Source organism: Chitinophaga varians (genome assembly GCF_014529945.1).
Taxonomy (GTDB): Bacteria; Bacteroidota; Bacteroidia; order Chitinophagales; family Chitinophagaceae; genus Chitinophaga; species Chitinophaga varians.
In genome coordinates this window covers 537,245-555,804 of record NZ_JACVFB010000001.1, presented here as the reverse complement: position 1 = coordinate 555,804, position 18,560 = coordinate 537,245, and the positions used below count along the sequence as shown (strand labels likewise).

Genomic DNA, 18,560 nt, shown 5'->3' with positions numbered 1-18,560 from the left:
ATAGATAATGGAGGATAACCTGGCGATTATATTAAATGACTCAAACAAAACCAACAGCAAACTACAGCTGCTGTCCGCTTTTTTTGAAGAAGAGATTATTTACAAAATATATCTCCGAAGCCAGGTTGTCCATAAATTATTTGAAACCAATCCCGAACTGGATATCAATAAGCTGGAGCTGTTTCACCTGCAATACACCGCCTCTGCCATCGAACTGCTGAAAAAAATCAAGGCTTCCAACGAAAGAAACGTGAGCCTGATCTACGATGAAATGCAGCTCAATAAAGAAATGATGGAGAAACTAAACAGCTCCGTCTTCTCTGAAAAAAACTACGACCTCGACAAACAAAAACAGGCGCTGAAAATAAACCTGTCGCTCCGCAGACTGTACCAAACGCTGTCGGACAACACAGATCAATACCCGTTCTCCAAAAATATCAACACCTTCAGCAGCCGCTTTTCACAGGATTTCTATTACGATATCTCCGCCGATCAGATGATGGCCCTCATCCATTATGATACCGCGGATGTCTATAAAAACAACTACGCTACCATCCAGAAAAAACTCATGGGACTGCTGTGCAAACATGAGTTCCGTACGGAGTTCTTCTGCGGCCTCAAAACCGGCAGTATGATCGCGGAAGTGTACCGCTTTCTGGACGTGGACCAGCACTTTCTTTTCTTCCCTTCCAAAAATCTGTTTTTACGCTGCGATTTATCGACCATTCCGGATATCGACTGGACCAACTCCCTCTCCAAAAAAGCGAGGATCATCCAGGAAATGACCGATAAAAACGACCAGCTGGAAAGCAGGGCCAATATCCTGAAAACCGCCATCCCCGATAATGTCCGGACTTTGTTGCAGGAGTATTATGATAAAATTTCCGAAGTGGACTTCCTCCAGAAAATCGGTAACTACGACGTGCAAACGAATATTCTGCGCACCATGCTCAACACCGATACCCTCTAAAAAAAATTGCACCAGCCCGGAGACCAATGCAATTCTTTCATTTAGCTATTTAGTTATTTAACTATTGGGGATTACGCTTTCTTTCCTTCCAGTTCGGCGGTGTTACCTCTTTTAGGAACATTGAACAGTGCAGAAGTAATGATCGGCACTACAAACACGCCTACGGTGAGAATAGAAGTCCATACGTCAGCGATATGGCTTTCGAGGAATTTGGTCACCGGTGATTCGGTGTTGTAATGTTCCCACAGTGACAGGGACAGTTTCAGGCCTAAAATAGCGATCACGATATACGCAGCCGTTTCCAGGAAAGCGAATTTGGTCATCAGTTTAACGAAAGCCTGTGCCACAAAACGCATGGCGAGGATACCGATAAATACGCCGAGGCAAACCAGCAGGATATTATCCGTGAAAGCTACCGCAGCAAAGATATTGTCGATAGAGAAGGCCATGTCCATCAGCTCCACCAGCGCCACCGTGGCCCAGAAAGGACCGATAGCGCCTACTGTCATCTTGTACAGCCAGTTCTTTTCCTTGTCAATGGATTCTTCCTCTTCTTCTTCAGCGGCTTTTGCTTTAGCGCGCTTTTCTTTTGCCCAGCTGAACACCAGGTACAGCAGATAGAGGCCGCCCAATGCTTTGAGCCACCAGAACTGGATCAGGAAGGAGGCAAACAACATCGCAAGGCCACGGAACAAATAAGCGCCAAAGATACCATACTTCAGTGCGCGGTCACGTTGTTTTTCAGGCAGGTCCATTACCATAGTGGCCAGTACCGCCGCATTATCAACGGAAAGCAAACTTTCGATGATAATCAGGTTCCCCACCACTATCAGGGACGGAATGGGATTGTCAAGAATTTGTTGGAATAGTTCTGCAAAATTCATTTCAGTGTGTTTTTTATAGGTTCTTATTTGTTCGCCATTGTGATGACTACTACCCTGCCGCCTTCTTCGCGGGAGAGCAGGAGTTTTTTGCCATCGGTCAGTTCCACCATGGTACCGGGTGGAATTTCCCTGTCTTCCGTCAGGTCTTTCAGGGTGGTCAGTTGCTGGTTGACCAGCACCCATTTGTTCTGATGGAAAGTAAAATAGCCGACGGGCACTTTCTGTTCCGGTGTCAGCCTTTCATTGCGGATAATGTTGCGATTAGCATGCCACTGAAACAGGTATTGATTATGGTAGACCATCAACCGGTGGTTTTCCGGTTTCCAGACGGTCGGTTTAAATTCATAATACAAATCCAGCACCGGCAACGTGCCTTTATGCGGCGTACCGCAGAACGGACATTTCGGGGACATGGTATTATCAAACACATACCATTTCTGTTCGCAGGCCGCATTGCTGCAGGGTTGCATCAGGTCGGTGGTTTTCAGCAGCGCCTGTTCCCACATCTCTGCCGGCGGCCTGTTATTGGGCTGATGCAGACCGGTAATGAAAGCCTGGTCAAACAGCTCTTTCAGGTAAGGGCCGGTGATGGTGTAGGGCAGTTTCGTTACGTCCGCCCAGGGCAGCTCTTTCGGGTTCAGCTGATTCAGCTTAGGCCGGTTGGAGGTATCCTGCGGATGTTCGATGAACAGGGCTTTTTCGCCCATCGACAGCAGGTCGTCTTTTTCTGTGTCCAGGTCATGTACCTTCCCTCCTTTCAGCGGATGGCGGTACAGCAGGTACATATATATCATGACTGCCAGCGCATGCAGGTCCGTCAGGCGGCTCGGCAGTTTGCGGTTAGCGTCTTTAACCTCGAGGTGTTTGGTGGCCAGCACTTCCGGCGCAATAAAATCGGCGGTGCCGATCACATCGGGCGGGAACAGGCCGGGCACTACGAGACCGTCTATATCGATGATCGCGGCCGATTTGCTTACCGGGTCGACCAGCACGTTTTTATAAGACAGATCGGAATGGGCCAGTCCGGCGGCATGCAAACGTTTCACGCCACGGGCGATATTCACACAGATCTGGAAATAGCTCAGCCAGTTGCCCAGCTCCGCTTCATCGAGACGCAGGGCAAACTGTTTGTTCCGGAATTTGGGAGAAGCAAACCATTTGCCCTCTTTCTCTTTTCCTTTGATCAGGTCATTGGAAGCGTATCCTTTTTTGAAAAAGAAGTTCTGGTTATAGCAGGGAACGATGAGCCCTACTTTTTTGTCCAGTTCCACCATGTCGGTAGGCCAGCAGTACAGGTCTTTGTAATAATGGCCGCCTTCGCGGTTAAAGAAACTGTTATAGTATTCGGTCACAATTTTACGCAGTCGTTCGCGGGAGCTGAAATCCTGGTCATCCCGGTAGAACGCTACCACATAAGATTTATCGGGGCTGAAATACACATCTTTCATTCCGCCGCGCATAGGTTCGCCGTTATCAATATACTGATAAGACTTGCCTGCATTAATGACGGAATGGACAGTTTTCGTGTTCATGATGTTATGGTGTTACCTAATCAATATGCAATTAACTGATGATCATCAGGGTCCTGTCGTCGTGATTACCGGGGCTCCAGAAATCCATCCAGGCTGACAGGCGGCCGGCGCTTTCGGGGGCGTGTGCGCCCAGTGGCAGCGCCACTTTTTCCGGGTTGTTGCCGTTCAGGTCGTCCAGGAAGGCTTTCCACGTCTCTATTTTTTCGAGGTTAGCTTCCACCACGAATTTAGGATCGTAGATACCGTCGGTCATCAGCATGAGATAAGCGAAGTCCGGCACCAGTTTGAAACCGAAGCGGGTAGGGAATTTGTCGCTCGTAAAAATTTCGGGCATGGTAATGAACCGCGTGCCGCCTCCAAATTCTCCTACGTCAAGCCGGTTCATCAGGGTGATAGCGGAACAGTCCTTGTTTAACAGTCCGATGGGGCAGTCTCCCACACCAAAGCTCATGATGACATAGCCAAATGCATACTTTTTCAGCAGCACAAATATAAGGGTGGAATGCAGATCTTTTATGGAAACCTGTTGAGCGGCAGCAAATTCTTCCAGTTTTTTATGGATGGAGAAAGCAGCCTTGCCCAGCGTATCGTATACCAGGCGGGTGATCCGTTTCTGGGTATCGGTACCGGTACCAGCGGCATGTTCCTGGAACAGCGCGTCCATATCCGCTATGGGCGCGGTTTTGAAGTACTGTTCAAAATAATCGATGATGCCGGCGCAGGCCAGCCGGGAGCCCTCGCGGGACAGTTTGGCGCTGCCGGCGCCATCGGATACGGCCAGTATGCTCCAACCGGAAGGTTCCAGGTGCCGGAAGGAATAATCGTCGTCACGGAAGGAGCCTACGTTTGCGTGTGAGCGTCCCCGTTTGGAGGCGACGGTCACCCAGCGGTCGCCCAGCGGGGCAAACTCGGCCACGTCATCGGCTTTCCAGAAAGGGCCGGCCATATCGCTGGGAATATTTTTCCAGAGCGAGCGGGGATCGGGATTGATTACCAGCGGCAGCAGCTTTTCATGGGGCGCCGCGTTAGCGTCGCCGCCGGCGAGGCGGAACTGCAGCTTCACCCGGATATCGCCGCTTTTCACGGGCGTACCCTGTATGATGCCGCTGGCGGCATCGTAGCGCAGCCCGTATTCTTCCAGTCCTTCGATAGCGGTCCACGTTACGTCGGCCCACTGCCGGAAGTCGAGCGTAGCCTGATAAGGCTTGCCTACCGTGGCATTGGGGATGGTAACGGTCTGCTGCTGGATATCCGCCAGCCTGTTTTTATACTGCCATATGTCCATGAGTCGTTGTTGGTTTTCCAGTATCTGCCGGGCCAGTAGCTGATGTTGTTCATCATCCACAAAGGCATCGAACAGCTGTTGTCTGCTGCCGGCGATGGTGATATTCCTGGCAGCAAATAGTTCGCGGATGTATTTTTTTGACATGCTGTAGATTCCTTTTAGCCCTGGGCGCGGTTAACGTCGAATCCGCCTTCGCCGATGCCGTAAGTGCCTTTGTTGCCGCACCAGGGGCAGGTACTGATTTGTTCTTCCCCGATGCAATGTATCTGGCCGCATACGCACATGGCGAAAGCCACCTGGTTGCCACAGCAGGGACAGGTAGGGCTTCCGATCAGTTCATCACTGTTGATACGGGATGGACCGGCGGTGTCATCGGACAGTTCCTGATAGGTGTTATCTACCTGGAAAGCTCCTACCAGCCGGTATGACAGGCGGTTGATGTCCAGTCCGTATATTTTTGCTTCTTCTTCAGAGCGGCGGTATTTCATCAGGTAATGCCGGTTCAGGTTCTGGCATTTGCCCACCAGCACCGCATAGTTGCTGTCCATCAGTGACTGCGACGGAATGGGTTTGGTGAGGTCTACCTTGCTGAGCGTATCATCGCTGTATATTTTAGCCAGTTCAAAGCCGGAAGCATTTTTCTCCACGCTTTCGCTGCTGGTTTTGATAGAGTCTGTCACCCATTTGAAGAACTGCTTATAAGCCGCGGCGTTGCTGTTTTTGAAATGGATGATATTTTCGGTGAGTTCTTTCAGCACGTGCACGTCTGCCTCATTACCGAAAGAGATGGCCACCATATTGGCGGTACGTTGCCAGTTCTGTTTCCATTCGGTGATGGCCGCGCGGGTGTCGTCGGTAGGCACGCCGTCGGTGAACAGGAATACGATGGGTTTCCAGTCGCCTTTCTGTTCGTAGGTGGTTTTCACCTGGTTTTTACGCAGCTCGTACATCAGGTGGCCGAGGCCTTTGCTGAGCGAGGTGCCGCCACCGATGGGGAAACGGGGAGGGTAAAAGTTGATGATCTCCTGCAACGGCACCAATGTTTTGGCCTGTCCTGCGAAGACGATAATAGAAACCCAGACGGTTTCAATAGCGTAGGGGTCAGCTTTCAGCGCCTGAATAATTTGTGACAGGCCTTCTTCCACCTGCTGTACCGGTTCTCCGACCATAGATTCGGAGACGTCTATCAGAAAATAAATGGGGAGTCTTCTCATTACCTGAAGTTTACAGAGGTTATGTATACGGTGCCCGGTCCTGTGATTTTGAGCATCGTGAGTCCTTCGCCGCCGAGCATATTGCTGCCGGAGAAGTGTGATGACATCCTGTTCTGCATATCAGCATTCATACAGATAAAACTTTTTTCATCCACAAATACCGTTTGACCAGCGGCCAGGTCCAGTGTGGTGGCCGTTCCGATCACATCGAGAAACACGGTGCAGTAGCCGGTGATTTTCTGCATAATGAGGCCGGTGCCGCCAATCAGCGAAGTGAGGTTCAGCTTCGCATCGATATCGACTTTATCGGAGGAGGCCACATAATAACCTGCCCGGCAGATGATGCCGCCGGAAATATTTTTCAGGTTGATGGGCAACATGCCTACCCTGCCGGCCACCATGAGTTTCTTCGGGTTAAGATTGGTATTGCACAGTTCCACCTGAAAAATACTTTCACCGGTCAGTTTTCTTTTCAGTACGCCGGCGATGCCTTTATCAAATACATTGATCGAAGAGTTGATGCCTTCTTCGTAATAGATCAGGGCTCCTTTCTCACAGTAAAATTTCTCGTTGTGGGTTAATTCTACCTGCAGGCTTTTGAAGTCGTGCCCTATAAGTTTTACGTTCATAATTTGTTGATCAGATCACTAAATTCACTTCCTGGGGTGGCGGTGGCAGGGTCACCTGGGAGGTGGTGCCCATGCTTTTGTTGCCCTGTTCGATGGTATCGGACACCCATTTAAAGAACTGGCGCAGGGTGGCGCTGTCTGCGGTATCGAGGTGTACCACTGTTTCGGTCAGTTCTTTCAGCATCTCGTTGTCGGCCGCTTTGCCGGCGGCGCATCCTACGATGGCGCCGAAGTTGAGGCCTTTTATTTTAGGGATCATCTCCCGGTAAAGTAATTGATCGGAAGGTTTACCATCCGTAAAAATAAACAACAGCGGGCGCCAGTCTCCTTTCTGGGTGGGCGTTCCGCGTTGTACCTCCTTTACCACTTTACCATGAAGATATTCCAGTCCCTGTCCGGTATGGGTAGGTCCGCTCTGTGGGCAGGTGATTTCGGGCAACTGGAAGCTCACCAGTTCGGTGAGCGGTACCAGTTCCTTTACTTCCCTGTCGAACGTGATGATGCTAAGCCACAGGGAGTCCAGGGCATGAGCATCCATACGCAGATTGTTGACCATCCCGCTCAGGGCATTGTTCAATGCCTGAATGGGTTCCCCATACATGGAACCGGAGGTGTCCAGCAGGAAATATACCGGTAGTCGTCGCATATCAGTACATTAAAGTCTTACACTACAATATTCAGTTCGGAGGGTGGTGGCGGCAGTTCTGACAGGCCGGTCACTTCTTTTCCGGAGTCTTCCACGCGGGTGGAGGTAACGCCGATGGAGGCGGTCACCCAGGCGAAGAAGCGGGAGATAGTAGCACTATCGGCGGTATCGAGGCTCACCACATTTTCCGTGATTTGTTTGAGCACGGAAGTATCGGCGCCATGGCCGGCGGCGCAGGCCACGGTGTAGGCGGTCTTACGCTGCTTAAAAGCGCTGAGGCCACGCTGCCAGTCGTCGGTAGGCACGCCATCGGTCATAATGAACACCAGTGGTTTCCAGTCGCCTTTTTGTTCAGCGGTGGTTTTCGCCACTTCTTTGTCCATGCACTGGCTGACCAGCTGCAGGGCATCGCCGAGCGCAGTGGTGCCGGTAGCACGGATGTCAGCCATCTGAAAGGAGGCCAGGTCGGTTAGAGGAACGACCTGTCTGGCACTGCTATCGAAAGTGATAATGCTGATAAAGGCAGTCTCGATAGCTTGCGGGTTCTGTCGTAATGAGCTAATCATTATCTGGACACCATTCTTCACGGCCTCTATCGGTTCTCCGCTCATGGAGCCGGAGGTGTCCAGCAAGAGGTAAACAGGTAGTCTTCTCATAAAATAAGTTGGTTAAAGCGCTGCTGTTGATTTGGGTTAACAACATTGCTACAGTTACATACATTCAGGGATCAGGAGTACACCATGGTCTTCAGTTCATCGATGAAGCTGTCGGACTGGTGCGGGTTACCGAGTGCTCTGAATTTCCAGGCGCCATCTTTCCGGTATATTTCCGCGAACGTCATGGAGCACATGCCGTTGTAGGTGCTGTCACCGGAAAGGCTGAATTTGGCAATTTCTTTCCCTCTGGCATCCACCGCACGGATAAACGCATTTTCTATCAGCCCAAAATGCTGATTGTTCGTACGTCCCTGATAGATCGTCACCATGAACAGGATTTTCTGATAACGCTGGTCCATCTGGTCCAGTTTGATGATGATCTGTTCATCATCGCCATCGCCGGCACCGGTTCTGTTATCGCCTGTGAGCCAGATGTGGCCGGAAGGATGTTTCATGGAGTTGAAGAACACCACATCACCTTCGTAGAGGCCGAGGCTTCTGCCATCACGGGTTTGAACGGTACGACCCAGATTGGCCACTTTGCCGTTGTTGTCCAGCAGGAAGGCAACAGCATCGAGATCATATTCTTCCTCTTTCTGTCCGCCGCCGAAAAGTTTTCCGAAGAAACCACCTTCCGCTTTTTTCTGTCTTACGTCCCAGCCAAGGCCGATGGTAACGGTGGAGAGATCAAATTCTTCTCCCTGATCATTTTTACGGAGGTCGATAGTTTGACCTTTTACGAGATTGATCGCCATATATAGGTTATTTAATGATCTGTCCTTTAAAATATTTAGAGAGGAAAAATGCCAGGTCTTCTTTGTATCCTTTACCGGAAGCTTCAAATTTCCATTGACCGTCTTTGACGTACAGGCGGCCGAATTCCACGCCGGTTTCGATGGAGAAGTCTTCCCCCAGTTCGTATTTAGCGATCTCCTGTGAGGTAGCGTTATCAACGATACGGATATACGAATCCCTCACCTGGCCGTAGTTCTGTCTTCTGGCGATAGCGTCATGAATGGTCACAACGAACAGGATTTCTTTTACGCGGGGGTCTACTTTCGTCAGGTCTACCAGGATGGTTTCATCATCGCCGCCATCGCTGTTGCCGCCCGTAGGGTCGTCACCGGTATGATGCAGCGCGCCATCAGGAGAATCTGTGTTGCCATAGAATACAAAATAACGCTCTTCCGGAATCGTTCTGTTGTCATCAATCATAAAGGCAGATGCGTCGAGGTCGAAAGCCGCTCCTGTACCTTCGTTTGGCTCCCATCCCAGTCCCACACTGATGCTGGACAGGCCAATATCAATCCTTTGTCCTTTTTGTAAGTTAATAGCCATTTTCAGAAAATTTAAAACGTAGGTAAGATAATGTTTTTAATTAGAACGGCTACTACATATTTAAAAATAATTATGTGTAGCAGAAAACAAATCAGCAAGTCACGAATCTAACCTGCTGTAAGAAAGCAGTAGTGCCAGGAATGTCCAGTATGGAGTTCCTGATGAGTTCCTCCTGAAGCGGTGCTGGCAGGTATTGGCCCCACTTGAACCGGGCACAGGACAGACCCAACTTTTCCAAATTATCAAGATCCAGTTTAACCAATACGGCTAATTGTTCTTCCAGATGAGGCCATAACTTTTCCGGCGACCACATGGTGTTAGCAATGCTGAACATACTTGCTTCGTCTTCCATAACACCATCAATATCTGCAAGCTTCAGCAGGAACCACAATGTTTTATTAATTCGGGACCCGGTAAAAGTATAATACTCATAACTATTTTCTCTGACAATGTATGGCCGCTCCATTTTTCCGGCTACCAATGGCGTTTCACGAAATTCAAACCGCAGCTCGTCCAATGCTTCCGCCGACTTGCTATCCATAATATCCAGCGGCAAATCATGGTAAATAATCTCCATCATTTTTTCCCTTACGCGGGGATGCACGTCTGGCCCTTCTCCGCCAAACAGCGGCTTCTTACCGTCGTTTGCCCGTTCTACCAATATTTTAGCTACCGCAGGATCTTTCATTTTCACTTTCCAGATTTTTGCGGCCAGATAGATATTGACATCTTCCACCAGGGACGGCGAGTCCGGAATTTCCCCGATCGTATTGCCGGCATGGATGACCTTGAATAGCCTATCTATCGCGAATACACTATAAAAATCTTTGGAGTTGGTCAGCTTCTCCCCTTCATATCCTACAATCAGCTCCGGTCCCAATACTTCTATATATTCCGCCGCGATCATATCCTGCAACAACCGACTAATCGTTTCCGCCGGTATTTGTTTAAATGCACTATTCGTCTCCAAACGCTCCTGCAACGAAGCTCTGCCAATGCCATTGGTTTCTTTCAGGATGGAGAGCGTTTGGTGAAACAACAGGTCGTAGGGTGTTGCCGTGACCGTTATCGGTTCCATAAACCCTTCATCATACAACTGCCAACAGGCAAGCGATTGCAACAGCGCCCAGGGACGGGTACCGTATAGCAGTAATTCGCTCCTGGCTCCTTCTCTCCTACCGGCACGCCCCATCCGTTGCACCAGTGATGCCACGCTGTTACTGGAATCTATCTGCACGACCATGTCTACCGTACCAATATCAATCCCCAATTCCAACGTAGAGGTACAGCAGATACAGAACGGATAACGTTTGTTTGTTTTGGCAAAACGCTCTACATACTCACGTAATTCTTTATCAACGGAAGAATGATGGGAAAAATAAAACTGATGTCCTTTCCTTCTGGCTGCGATTTTGGAAAGCTTTACTGCAATCTCCTCCGCGCGCCCTCTGGAATTCGGAAAAATGAGCACCTTCTTATCTTTGGTCAGCTCGTACAGCGTTTCAATAAATTCTACTGAAAGCTCATCGCCTTCCTTACTGAATTTCAGGCTGACATGATTCTCCTTCGCCGTCCTGTCAATCAACACTTTAGCGGGGAGTGTGCTTTCAACAAATCGTTTGGCCACCTGAAAGTTCTCATCGCCAATGGTCGCAGACAGTCCCACAATTCTCACCGGGCGGCCCACTTTCAGGCTGCAAATCCTCGATAATAAAGATTGCAGATGCTTGCCTCTGTCGGTTCCCAGGAAAGCATGTATTTCATCAATGATGATGAACTGGAGATTTGAAAACAGCTGTTTAGCCCTTCCGGGATGATTGACCAACATCGCTTCTATCGACTCCGGTGTGATCAGCATCACTCCCTGCGGATCAGCCAGCAGCCGCTTTTTTCCCGCCTGATTGGCTTCTCCGTGCCACTTTGTTACCAACACGTCCATGTATCGGCAAAGTTCCTCACATCGCAGAAACTGGTCATTGATCAGTGCAATCAATGGAGAGACATACAACACCTGTACCCCTTTTTCCCTGAAATCAACGCTCGACAGCACTGGTAGAAACGCCGCTTCTGTTTTACCGGAAGCTGTGCGGGAAGCCAGTATATAATGTCCGTCCGATCCCATGATAGCCCTGATGGCTGCATCCTGGATGGGCCGCAGCGCTTCCCATTTTTTCTCCCGTATGTAACGGCGTACCGGTTCAGATAACAGTTCGTATGCCATCAGATTTCTTCAATATTCTGTAAAGCGTCTACTGGTCTTTCGTCTGTGATTTCTATATCACTAATCAATTTTCGTTTGTCCATCTCCGGGTTCTGTCGCAGAATACTCAACACATTCAGGAAATCGCGGATCACTTCACGGGGGGTGAGAAATTCATTTGCTCCGGGCTTGTTGAACATCTCTTCCATGAACAGCTGAATATCATTATCATCTACCGGAATATTAGTTTTGTAGTTAAAGTCAAAAATCTGTTTGAGATGCTGTAACAACACAAAAATCTCCGTATGACTCAGCGGCATCAGTCGCAGTACAGGTTGCGCAAAGTCCCGTACACCGGCCGTTTCAAATCGGTTGGTCTCTAACCTTGTCTTTAAAGCCTGATAACTGAAAAGCCCTCTTCGTTCGTTTTCCAGAAACTCACGCGTGCCCGCGAAATTAAAAAACAGATGGGCTACTTTTCCCTGAAAACAATCATTATAAATCGACAGGATCTTTTCATAATTCTTTTCGCGCATTGCTCCGGTGGAGATTTTATAAAGGTTAATAGCCTCATCCAGATTGATCATAAAACCGCTATAGCCTATGCTGACAAACAGTTTACAGAAGTTCTTCAGCATATCATAGAAGTTCTGGTCATCAATGATTTCCCGTACACCGAGGTCCTGCCGTGCTTCTGTTTTGGTATTATACTCTCCTTTCAGCCACCGCAGCGCATTTTTACGCAACTGCTCATCATTCCGGATATATCCCTCATAATATTTCGTGACCACCAGTCCAAAATCGAAAGCGCCTACTTCAGTAATGTTATTGATGGTTCGTGCAATATGTTGGCGGACAACATTTGCGTGTTCCGGCTGTCGGACCACTTCCAATGCAACACCCGATTCCTGAGCTGCTCCGGCAATGGCCTGTTCAATCCACTTTTCCAGCAGTACCGCCAATGCACCACCTTCCGGCCGGGTTTGAATCGCTATATTGTCCATAATGGCCGTATACAGGGCAACAGCCTTCCCATCATTGGCATACAATCTGTTTTCCGGCGTAAAGTCCGCATTCGCCACCACAAACTTCTGCTTTAATGCCACAGTGTTCAACAAGTGCATCATAAAAGATTTTCCGGAACCAAAGTCACCGATCCAGAATTTCACCATACTATGACCGTTCTTCACATCTTCCAGTGCTGTAAGGAAAGCATTTACTTCTGCCGTACGGCCCACTGCAATATGTTGCACTCCTATTTTAGGCACAACGCCGCCTAAAAGAGAATTGATCACTGCCGTAGCTTCTTTGGGTTTGATGTCGCCTAACATAGATTAATTATTTTTTGATAATAGAATTCATTGACCTCATACCGGTCTTCGGTTTCTTCAATTAAATTATCATCCAGTTCTTCATAACAACAGTCATTGATACTTTCCACCAACTGGTTTCTGAACAGGTTTCTGCTTTTTGCATAGATCGTTACCTCCGCAGCACTCAGATGATACTGATGATCTTTAAACAGTGCCAGTAGCTCCTGTTGATATAGGTTGAGCTGCACACCGGCGATAAAAACAGGATCCTGTAACATTACCTCTGCTGCTGTAGCCTGGCCCAGTTGCAGCGTTACCGTATCATTTATGTCAGCGAACGTTTCTTCCTCTTCCTGTAAAATTTCGTTCAAACGACCAACAGTTGCTGCGCTTTGCGAACGTACTGCAGCAATAGCTGCTGCATCCAGTTCAATTTTCTTTCTTTTTTTCTCGTAGATTTTTCCTGCCGCATCCAATGCTGTCGGCAAATCACGGGTTTTAATCAGCTCATTGGCAATTGCCTCGAAGGCCTCCAGCTGATGCTGGTCTGCAAAAAGACTTTTCTGTATGGATTTAGCTAACTGACGGTTATCGATCTTATCAGAAAGAAGGTCGGCATACAGGTATTTCAGGTAAAAGCTGATAGCGGTGACTTTATCCACTTTCGCAAAAACCTTCGACGCTTCAAAATAGATATTCTCTACAGCAGGGTTCTTCGTATTCATCTGTCCCAGCCGGTCAAGCTGTTCTGCCACCTGCATGGCATTATCGTTATTCAGCGTTGATATAATCTCATCAAAATAAGTCTTCCAACGGGTAACGTTCATTTCATTTAATAGCAATTCCGTAGCCTCGTCAGCCACCGCTATTGTATTCACCGCTCCTGCCAGTATTTCATTCACAGCTGTTCCGAATGTCTGTTCAAAATCGCCTGCGAATACCGGGTAATTAAATTCATTGCTGATTTTCCGCTTATGACGATAGGCTTCCCGGACCGTATTCTCCGACCTTTTAAAAACAGTCAGGTAAATGTGAGTCTCCAGGTTCTGACGCTCATAACTGATGGTATAGGTACCGTTATTCCCTTGTATATAGCGGTCCTGAAATTGTTTCACCTGGCGGGCGATGGTCGTTCCCTTTTTATCGAACAGCTTATTCAGTTGCTTCAGGCAAAGCAGATAAAGGCGAATAGTTTGTATGCAACAGCCTTCCATTTCCAGAAAAGCGTTACAGGGGTTCCAGAATTTGTTCAGCCAGGCTGTTTCCTGCGTGTTCAGCCCCAACTTCTCCTGATACTGATGCCCAAGCTTCCAGTTATCATCGTAGGGCAGTCCTTCCACCTGACCGGCAGGCACAGCATCGACGCCAAAATCAATAGGCACGGGGCCGCCCGAAACGTCAATAATCGTATCATCTGCTGCCGGTATGTCACTGGCCTCCTCCCCGCTGCGTTGCTCCTCCCAAAAAGACGTCTCCTGCTCCTTTCGAAGCCGGATAATATCGGCAAACACTTCCCGGGTAGAAAAGACAGACAATCGTTGTGTTACCAATGGTTCCAGCATGGCGTCAAACAACCGCTCCTGTAGCCGTCGTATGATTTCCACCGGCTCAGGAGAAGGATGAGCAAACCATTGTTGCAGCCAATCCTGTTCTGGCGGCGCCATCGCATCAAAAGCCTGGCTGATTGTTTTCTGTAGCCAGCCATCGGTAGGTACCGGCACACCATAATCGTACAGGTAGGCTGTCCAGTCCTGTCCAAAAGCTGCGCTCGTAAATGTCAGTCCATCCATGCGTGGGAACTATCCTTAGCGGTCATGAAATAAAGACATGCAGTTACGGTTGTCAAACGGGGAAAATGCCCGACTATCTTCGGGTATGGCTGCATGCAGGGAAATGGCGTTTTTGGACATGGGATAATACATTCAAATGATGATCATTGATAACCAGCGAGGGCACTGGCCTGGTGTTAAAATAAGGATCGGTTAAATTTTGATGTACAGATGATAAAGCTAAGCTTTGGGTTCAAACTGTCAAATGTGGGGCTTTGTTTTAACTGCCTTATATGCAATATAAAAATAAAATCAGAGAGCAGCAAACGGGATCCCGTAAGCATGTAAAAATACTATCAGTTTTAGGGTAATACCGAAAATATATGCCTGATTTTGTCCATACATAGAAAGTACGCACAAAATCAGGCATCGTATTAAATAGCTTTGTTTCACCCGAAAAACGGATTTTCCAACAACGACTATTTCTTCGGTATCCCCTTCAGTATATCCAGCAAAAACCCATAGAACTTTTGCACGGAAGATATCTGTGCACATTCGTTCGGTGAGTGTGCGCCGCGGATGGTGGGCCCGAAAGAAATCATGTCCGGTCCTTTGAGCAATGAGCCCAGGATGCCGCATTCCAGTCCGGCGTGGATAGCGCCTACTTTCGGCTGCTGTTCGAAATGTTTGCCATGCAGTGACAACAATACTTCCAGGATCGGAGAAGCCGGGTTGGGTTTCCAGCCGGGGTAGCCGCCTGCCTGCACCACTTCACAGCCCATATTTTCAAAGGCTGACCGTACCGCGAGGGCCACGTCTTCCTTGGTGCTGTCTACGTTGCTGCGTTGCAGTGACTGGGTGATGAACTTTCCGTCTTTCACCGTCACTTTCGCGATATTGTTGGATGCTTCTACCAGGCCGGGCACATCGGGGCTCATGCGGAATACGCCGTTCGGCGCGGCATACAGGGCACGCAGCAGCTTATCGAAATAGGCAGCTTCCATTACGGAGGCGGGTGTGGCTGCCGGCGTGATCTCCACTGCCAGCGCTGTTTCCACGGTGCTGTATTCTTCCTTCAGCACCGCTGCAAACGCCTGCGCCAGTTCCTCGAAACGGGCTTTATCTGCGCCTGGCACTACTACCGTTGCGCGGGACTCGCGGGGGATCGCATTGCGCAGGCTGCCGCCGTCGAGGGTGGCCAGCTGCAGGTCAACGGATTGCCGCACTTTGTACAGCAGGCGGTTCATCAGCTTGTTGGCATTGCCTCTGCCACGGTTGATGTCCATGCCGGAGTGCCCGCCCAGCAAGCCTTTGATAGTGATATCATACGCCGCGCCGCCGGCTACGGCAGGCACCTGCTGGTAGCTTCCGCTGGTATTGGTATCGAGACCGCCGGCACAGCCGATGGTAATTTCGTCGTCTTCTTCTGTATCGAGGTTGAGCAGTATTGTTCCGGTATAGGGAGCCGGGTCCAGCTGCATAGCGCCGGTCATGCCAGTTTCTTCGTCAATGGTGAACATCGCTTCGATAGCGGGATGCGGAACATCTTTAGATGCCAGGACAGCCATGATAGTGGCCACCCCGATGCCGTTGTCTGCACCAAGCGTAGTGCCGCGGGCCCTAACCCAGTCGCCATCTACATACATCTCAATACCTTGTGTATCAAAATCAAAAACGGTATCCCCGTTCTTCTGATGCACCATGTCCAGGTGGGACTGCAGGATAACGGTCTGACGGTCTTCCATCCCGGCAGTCGCCGGCTTTTTGATACACACGTTGCCAACAGCGTCCTTGATCGTTTCCAGGCCCAGCTGACGGCCAAATGCCTCAACGAAGGCCACTGCCTTCTCTTCTTTCTTAGAGGCCCGGGGAATGGCGTTCAGCTGACTGAAATATTGCCACAACGGTTGTGGGGCCAGGTTTGTTATTTCCATGTCGTATATTAAATAACGTTATTAGGCCGGCAATGTAGGTAAATCCGGCGAAACGGGCAACAAACTATAGGTAACGCAGGTACATGTCCGGGTTGTTCAGAAAAGAGTGGGTAATACGATAATGTTCCGTATCCCGGAAGTCCACCTGCTGTATCCCCTGCTCCTGAATTTCATATAGCCGTGCCCCGGGGATGCCCATCAGAATAGGCGAATGGGTGGAAATGATGAACTGGGTGTTATTGCTCTTCAGCATGTCGAGGATATAGGCTATGAGCGACAGCTGCTTCTGCGGCGAAAGGGCCGCCTCGGGCTCGTCCAGCAGGTAAATACCGTTATCGGAGATATGTTCACCGATGATTTTCAGATAGGCTTCTCCGTGGGAAAAGGCATGCAGCGAATCGCCATAATCCTTGTACATGCTTTTCAGGGTCCGGTTCATGTTATTGTTCATCTCCTCTATCACGCCGTCAGACACCGCTCCTTTCAATTCGTCCAGATGCGCAGTGTTGCTGCTACGGTCACGTTTCAGGGCATACAGAAATTCGCTGAAATCCTCTGCGCGAAAGAAAAAACTTTTCAGGGGTTTCCTGACCTGTTGTATCTCCAAATATGGCTGTAATGCTCTGGGGCCTTCAAATCCCTGCCGGGCCGCGATCCTGCCGCCTATCAGCGGTGCGTCCAGGTAAAGGCCGATCGTTTCCAGCAAAGTGGATTTACCGCAGCCATTGTCACCTACAAAAATAGTGAGGCGGTTGTCCAGCGCTATATCATGCGCAAATCTCACACCCGGAACATTAAACGGGAAGGGGTGCTGCCTGTGGCAATGGAGAGAAAAGGAGCGGATAAAAGGCATAACAAACTCAATTACGAATGACGAATGACGAATGTAAGGTTTATTCGTCATTCGTAATTCGTAATTGATTAAAGTTTTTCTCCGTTCTTCATCTTATCAAGCACTTTCTGTTGATACGCTTTCTGGTATTTATTTTCTTTTCCGACAGAAAGATCACTGACCACTGTTTCCTGTATGCGGACAGCCGTGGAGACATCTCCCAGTTTATACAACAACAACGCCTGTACGCTCTTCGTTTCTGGCTGAGGATCTTCCTTAACAGCGCGCCCACTCCACGCCAGCGCGGTGCGTAACATGGTTGTATCCGTAGCATAGTGCCCGACAGTACGGGCAAAGCCGCTCAGGTCATTTGCATCCAGTTGTTTGTCGTATTGTTTCACAAAGACTTTCACCGCCTTCTCAAACTGGTCGTATGCTTTGGTACGCTGGTACCATTGCAGCCGGAATTTATCTGTCACGATACCGGCCCATTCGGGATATTTCTTTTTCAGCTTCGCCTGAATGGCTGTAAAATCAGGCGTCTCCCCTTCTTTCAGTTCGGCATAAATCTCTTCTCCGAAGATGATCTGTTGCACCTTGTTTTCTGCATAACGTGCTCCTTTTACCTGATTGATTTTTGCCGGATTTTTCCGGAAGATGGTAAAGCCGGTGTCGCGGCTGGAGCGGGTGAACTTATCCAGAAAATCTACCACGTCGGGCGCAAAAATATTGGGCACCGCACGGAGATAACGTTGTGCGAACAAAGTGGTGTAGCGGCCGTCATACATTTTCCCGGCTTCTTCCGCTAACCGTTTCAGCGTGTCCGGCTGACTGCCTGCATTTTTAGCCATGGTTTCCATACGGGTGTAGTATTGTGTTTCGGGCTTCAATGCCTGTGCGGAAGCAGCGATAAATGCCGCAGCACTGTCGCCGCCCACCACCAGGTGCACCAGCCGGCCATCAGGCGCGAAGTACAAAAACGTCGGATAGGCCATCACGTTATATTCCTTCGCAATGGCGGTAGCATCTTCATACCAGCTTTTGACGGTCGCGTCATCACCGGCTGTTTTGTCCATCTGTACTTTGACGGAGATGAATTTATCATTAAAGAAATCGCCCACCGCCTGCTGCGGGAAAATGTCGCGGCTCATCATTTTACAGGGACCGCACCAGGTGGTGAAGCAGTCCATGAAAATAAATTTACCTTCTTTTTGGGCTTTGGCCCGGATCTCTTTCCAGCTGAGGCCATGTTCAAAGTAAATGCCCTTTTCCTGTGCTGTGGCGGTGATACCGGCCAACAGCAGTACATACAAAAGCAACTGTTTCATCAGAAAATAGAGGACGGCGGAAAATTCCGC

Annotated in this window: 16 protein-coding genes; 1 reads left to right on the top strand and 15 read right to left on the bottom strand. The window is 49.2% G+C overall.

All coding sequences use genetic code 11. The annotated features are described in order from the left end of the window. Nucleotides 1-7 precede the first annotated feature (7 nt). Nucleotides 8-970 carry a hypothetical protein gene (locus tag ICL55_RS02225; RefSeq protein WP_188094409.1) on the top strand — a complete coding sequence of 321 codons (963 nt, stop codon included), beginning with the start codon at nt 8-10 and terminating at the stop codon, nt 968-970. A gap of 71 nt (nt 971-1,041) precedes the next feature. Here the strand turns inward: ICL55_RS02225 and ICL55_RS02220 are convergent, their stop codons facing one another. From ICL55_RS02220 to ICL55_RS02150, 15 genes are all read right to left on the bottom strand, one after another. Further along, entirely contained in the window at nt 1,042-1,854 is an 813-nt protein-coding gene (locus ICL55_RS02220) for a TerC family protein (RefSeq protein WP_188094408.1), read from the bottom strand. 23 nt (nt 1,855-1,877) lie between these two features. Next, nucleotides 1,878-3,386, bottom strand: coding sequence for a helix-hairpin-helix domain-containing protein (locus ICL55_RS02215; RefSeq protein WP_188094407.1), 1,509 nt, complete (start codon nt 3,384-3,386; stop codon nt 1,878-1,880). A 31-nt stretch (nt 3,387-3,417) separates the two neighbouring features. After that, a complete protein-coding gene (locus ICL55_RS02210; RefSeq protein WP_188094406.1) occupies nt 3,418-4,815 on the bottom strand; it encodes a PP2C family serine/threonine-protein phosphatase in 1,398 nt (465 codons plus the stop codon). Nucleotides 4,816-4,829: 14 nt separating this feature from the next. Continuing rightward, on the bottom strand, nt 4,830-5,885 hold the full coding sequence (locus ICL55_RS02205) for a TerY-C metal binding domain-containing protein (RefSeq protein ID WP_188094405.1): 1,056 nt from the start codon (nt 5,883-5,885) through the stop codon (nt 4,830-4,832). Continuing rightward, on the bottom strand, nt 5,885-6,514 hold the full coding sequence (locus ICL55_RS02200) for an AIM24 family protein (RefSeq protein WP_188094404.1): 630 nt from the start codon (nt 6,512-6,514) through the stop codon (nt 5,885-5,887). Before ICL55_RS02200 ends, ICL55_RS02205 begins: the two co-directional genes overlap by 1 nt. A gap of 10 nt (nt 6,515-6,524) precedes the next feature. Continuing rightward, nucleotides 6,525-7,160 (bottom strand): vWA domain-containing protein, encoded by a 636-nt coding sequence (locus tag ICL55_RS02195; protein WP_188094403.1) that lies wholly within the window; start codon nt 7,158-7,160, stop codon nt 6,525-6,527. Between the two features lie 17 nt (nt 7,161-7,177). Beyond that, a complete protein-coding gene (locus ICL55_RS02190) occupies nt 7,178-7,816 on the bottom strand; it encodes a vWA domain-containing protein (protein WP_188094402.1) in 639 nt (212 codons plus the stop codon). A 71-nt stretch (nt 7,817-7,887) separates the two neighbouring features. After that, nucleotides 7,888-8,571 (bottom strand): TerD family protein, encoded by a 684-nt coding sequence (locus ICL55_RS02185; RefSeq protein WP_188094401.1) that lies wholly within the window; start codon nt 8,569-8,571, stop codon nt 7,888-7,890. Nucleotides 8,572-8,578: 7 nt separating this feature from the next. Beyond that, complete coding sequence (locus ICL55_RS02180; RefSeq protein ID WP_188094400.1) at nt 8,579-9,154, bottom strand: TerD family protein; 576 nt, start codon at nt 9,152-9,154, stop codon at nt 8,579-8,581. Between the two features lie 91 nt (nt 9,155-9,245). Further along, a complete protein-coding gene (locus ICL55_RS02175; RefSeq protein ID WP_246496140.1) occupies nt 9,246-11,375 on the bottom strand; it encodes a DEAD/DEAH box helicase in 2,130 nt (709 codons plus the stop codon). Then, nucleotides 11,375-12,685 (bottom strand): ATP-binding protein, encoded by a 1,311-nt coding sequence (locus tag ICL55_RS02170; protein ID WP_188094399.1) that lies wholly within the window; start codon nt 12,683-12,685, stop codon nt 11,375-11,377. Before ICL55_RS02170 ends, ICL55_RS02175 begins: the two co-directional genes overlap by 1 nt. Further along, nucleotides 12,679-14,457, bottom strand: a complete 1,779-nt coding sequence (locus tag ICL55_RS02165; RefSeq protein WP_188094398.1) for a tellurite resistance TerB C-terminal domain-containing protein — start codon at nt 14,455-14,457, stop codon at nt 12,679-12,681. Before ICL55_RS02165 ends, ICL55_RS02170 begins: the two co-directional genes overlap by 7 nt. 458 nt (nt 14,458-14,915) lie before the next feature. Beyond that, complete coding sequence (locus tag ICL55_RS02160) at nt 14,916-16,370, bottom strand: aminoacyl-histidine dipeptidase (protein WP_188094397.1); 1,455 nt, start codon at nt 16,368-16,370, stop codon at nt 14,916-14,918. Nucleotides 16,371-16,434: 64 nt separating this feature from the next. Next, nucleotides 16,435-17,154 carry an AAA family ATPase gene (locus tag ICL55_RS02155; RefSeq protein ID WP_188094396.1) on the bottom strand — a complete coding sequence of 240 codons (720 nt, stop codon included), beginning with the start codon at nt 17,152-17,154 and terminating at the stop codon, nt 16,435-16,437. Nucleotides 17,155-17,291: 137 nt separating this feature from the next. Next, on the bottom strand, nt 17,292-18,530 hold the full coding sequence (locus ICL55_RS02150) for a thioredoxin family protein (RefSeq protein WP_188094395.1): 1,239 nt from the start codon (nt 18,528-18,530) through the stop codon (nt 17,292-17,294). Between the last annotated feature and the right edge of the window lie 30 nt (nt 18,531-18,560).

Coding starts and splice junctions, on each gene's coding strand:
- ICL55_RS02225 (WP_188094409.1), top strand. CDS start 8: ATGGAGGATAACCTGGCGATTATATTAAATGACTCAAACAAAACCAAC.
- ICL55_RS02220 (WP_188094408.1), bottom strand. CDS start 1,854: ATGAATTTTGCAGAACTATTCCAACAAATTCTTGACAATCCCATTCCG.
- ICL55_RS02215 (WP_188094407.1), bottom strand. CDS start 3,386: ATGAACACGAAAACTGTCCATTCCGTCATTAATGCAGGCAAGTCTTAT.
- ICL55_RS02210 (WP_188094406.1), bottom strand. CDS start 4,815: ATGTCAAAAAAATACATCCGCGAACTATTTGCTGCCAGGAATATCACC.
- ICL55_RS02205 (WP_188094405.1), bottom strand. CDS start 5,885: ATGAGAAGACTCCCCATTTATTTTCTGATAGACGTCTCCGAATCTATG.
- ICL55_RS02200 (WP_188094404.1), bottom strand. CDS start 6,514: ATGAACGTAAAACTTATAGGGCACGACTTCAAAAGCCTGCAGGTAGAA.
- ICL55_RS02195 (WP_188094403.1), bottom strand. CDS start 7,160: ATGCGACGACTACCGGTATATTTCCTGCTGGACACCTCCGGTTCCATG.
- ICL55_RS02190 (WP_188094402.1), bottom strand. CDS start 7,816: ATGAGAAGACTACCTGTTTACCTCTTGCTGGACACCTCCGGCTCCATG.
- ICL55_RS02185 (WP_188094401.1), bottom strand. CDS start 8,571: ATGGCGATCAATCTCGTAAAAGGTCAAACTATCGACCTCCGTAAAAAT.
- ICL55_RS02180 (WP_188094400.1), bottom strand. CDS start 9,154: ATGGCTATTAACTTACAAAAAGGACAAAGGATTGATATTGGCCTGTCC.
- ICL55_RS02175 (WP_246496140.1), bottom strand. CDS start 11,375: ATGGCATACGAACTGTTATCTGAACCGGTACGCCGTTACATACGGGAG.
- ICL55_RS02170 (WP_188094399.1), bottom strand. CDS start 12,685: ATGTTAGGCGACATCAAACCCAAAGAAGCTACGGCAGTGATCAATTCT.
- ICL55_RS02165 (WP_188094398.1), bottom strand. CDS start 14,457: ATGGATGGACTGACATTTACGAGCGCAGCTTTTGGACAGGACTGGACA.
- ICL55_RS02160 (WP_188094397.1), bottom strand. CDS start 16,370: ATGGAAATAACAAACCTGGCCCCACAACCGTTGTGGCAATATTTCAGT.
- ICL55_RS02150 (WP_188094395.1), bottom strand. CDS start 18,530: ATGAAACAGTTGCTTTTGTATGTACTGCTGTTGGCCGGTATCACCGCC.